Source organism: Mycobacterium sp., from assembly GCF_035653355.1.
GTDB lineage: Bacteria > Actinomycetota > Actinomycetes > Mycobacteriales > Mycobacteriaceae > Mycobacterium.
The window spans coordinates 1-2019 of record NZ_DASRBZ010000203.1 but is presented as its reverse complement, the minus strand read 5'-3'; the positions used below and the strand labels follow the sequence as shown (position 1 = coordinate 2019).

The 2019-nt window shown below is 66.1% G+C and carries 4 protein-coding genes; 3 read left to right on the top strand and 1 reads right to left on the bottom strand.

Going from position 1 to position 2019, the window contains the following annotated elements; translation table 11 throughout:
- A partial coding sequence (locus VFA16_RS06910; RefSeq protein ID WP_324967101.1) for an HNH endonuclease signature motif containing protein occupies positions 1 to 855 on the top strand: 855 nt, incomplete at its 5' end.
- 15 nt (positions 856 to 870) lie between these two features.
- Positions 871 to 1365, top strand: coding sequence for a macro domain-containing protein (locus tag VFA16_RS06905; RefSeq protein ID WP_324967100.1), 495 nt, complete (start codon positions 871 to 873; stop codon positions 1363 to 1365).
- A gap of 17 nt (positions 1366 to 1382) precedes the next feature.
- Here the strand turns inward: VFA16_RS06905 and VFA16_RS06900 are convergent, their stop codons facing one another.
- Positions 1383 to 1694, bottom strand: coding sequence for an MTH1187 family thiamine-binding protein (locus VFA16_RS06900; RefSeq protein ID WP_324967099.1), 312 nt, complete (start codon positions 1692 to 1694; stop codon positions 1383 to 1385).
- An 83-nt stretch (positions 1695 to 1777) separates the two neighbouring features.
- On the opposite strand from VFA16_RS06900, the gene VFA16_RS06895 reads away from it, so the two are divergent.
- Positions 1778 to 2019, top strand: a 242-nt coding sequence (locus VFA16_RS06895) for a D-aminoacyl-tRNA deacylase (protein WP_324967098.1), incomplete at its 3' end; no start/stop codon positions are given.

The window sequence follows — 2019 nt, the reverse complement described above, 5'->3', positions numbered from 1 at the left end:
CGCGCCGACGCGCTGGGGGCGCTGGCCGCGGGGGCGCAGCGGCTGGTCTGCGGCTGTGGCAACGCGGATTGTCCGGTCGACATGGATGGCACGGAGCGGTCTTCGGGTGTGGTGATCCATGTAGTTGCTGAGGAATCGGCCGTCACCACACAGTTAGACCGGCACCTGTCGGGCGAGCCCAAGCCGTGCCCGATCACACCGGACGAACCCCTGGTGCGGCCGCCAGATCCCGAACCCGACGTACCTACAGTCAAGTCGCCGCCGGCGGTGCTCACCAGTGGCGGGGTAATCCCGCCTGCGCTGCTGGCCGAGTTGATCCGTACCGGCGCCACGCTGCAACCGGTATGCCATCCCGGCAACGTGGTGCAAGCCGAAGCGGGGTATCGGCCGTCGGCCGCGCTGGAGCGGTTCGTTCGCTGCCGCGACATGACCTGTCGGTTCCCCAACTGCGATCGGCCCGCGGAGTTTTGCGACGTGGACCATACGGTGCCGTACCACGCCGGCGGGCTGACCCACCCATCCAATCTCAAGTGTCTATGTCGAAAACACCACTTGCTCAAGACTTTTTGGACGGCTTGGCGTGATAGACAGTTGCCCGACGGAACTGTGGTGTGGACTGCTCCGACCGGGCAGACGTACATCACTCGTCCAGGTAGTCGCTTGTTGTTTCCGACGCTGAGTCTGACCACCGGCGAATTACCCGCTGCCCCAACGGTGCAACTGCCCGCCGATCGCGGTCTCATGATGCCCATGCGCCGTCGAACCCGGGAACAAGACCGCGCGCGCCGCATCGAAGCCGAGCGCGCACTCAACAACGACCACGTCGCCGAACGCAACCGACCGCCGCCCTTCTAGCATCAAGATGTGGCGATGATCGAGTTAGAAGTACTGCAGGCCGACGTGACCAAGCTCGACGTCGACGCGATCGCCAACGCAGCCAACACCCAGCTCAAGCACGGTGGTGGAGTTGCTGCGGCCATCGCCCGCGCCGGAGGCCCAGCGGTGCAACGCGAATCCGACGAGAAGGCGCCGATCGGGCTGGGGGACGCGGTGGAGACTACCGCCGGCGACATGCCGGCACGCTATGTCATCCATGCCGCCACCATGGAGCTCGGCGGGCCGACGTCACCGGAGATCATCGAGCGTGCCACCCGCTCGACGCTGACCAAGGCTGACGAACTTGGGTGTCGCTCCCTCGCCCTAGTCGCCTTCGGCACCGGAGTCGGCAATTTTCCGATCGAAGAAGCGGCGCGGCTCATGGTCGACGAGGTGCGACAGCACAAGCCCCGCTCGCTGGAGCGGGTGGTGTTCGCAGTCCGCGGTGACGACGCGGAGCGGACATTCTGCGCTGCCGTGGAGGCCTGATCAGGCCCGCTCAAGCCCTACCGCTCGTGTTCGGATAGGTGACGTTCCACCGACTCGACCTTGCGGGTCATCATGTCGGTGGCTCCCGGCCGTACGTCTGCCTTGATCACCGCGCTAACCCGAGGCGCGCGCGCAGCCACGGCCTCCACCGCCTGCTCCACCACCGCCATCACCTCGGCCCAGGTCTCCCCCTCGACCTCGGTGAACATCGCATCGGTCTTGTTGGGTAGCCCAGAGTCTCGCACCACTCGCACCGCTTCGGCGACGATCTCCCCCACACCCTCGCCGACGCCCATGGGGGTGACCGAGAATGCGACCAGCACCGACATCTGCCTCACCTTCCGGGCGCACGCACTACGGCGAGCGTACCCAGCCCCCGGCCGTCAGCGGCCGCGATGGCAGCATCGCGGCCATGCGGGTTCTGGTGCAACGGGTGTCATCGGCAAAGGTGTCGGTCGACGGCCGGGAGGTCGGGGCGATCAGGCCCGAGAAACAGGGGCTACTGGCATTCGTGGGCGTCACGCACAGCGACGACATCGACACCACTCAGCGGCTCGCCGAAAAGCTTTGGCGCTTGCGCATTCTCGATGACGAGCAATCCGCGGCCGACGTCAATGCGCCGGTATTGGTGATCAGCCAGTTCACGCTGTATGC

Bases quoted from the DNA above. Each gene is read 5' to 3' on its own strand.
- VFA16_RS06905 (WP_324967100.1), top strand. From the start codon at position 871: ATGATCGAGTTAGAAGTACTGCAGGCCGACGTGACCAAGCTCGACGTC.
- VFA16_RS06900 (WP_324967099.1), bottom strand. From the start codon at position 1,694: ATGTCGGTGCTGGTCGCATTCTCGGTCACCCCCATGGGCGTCGGCGAG.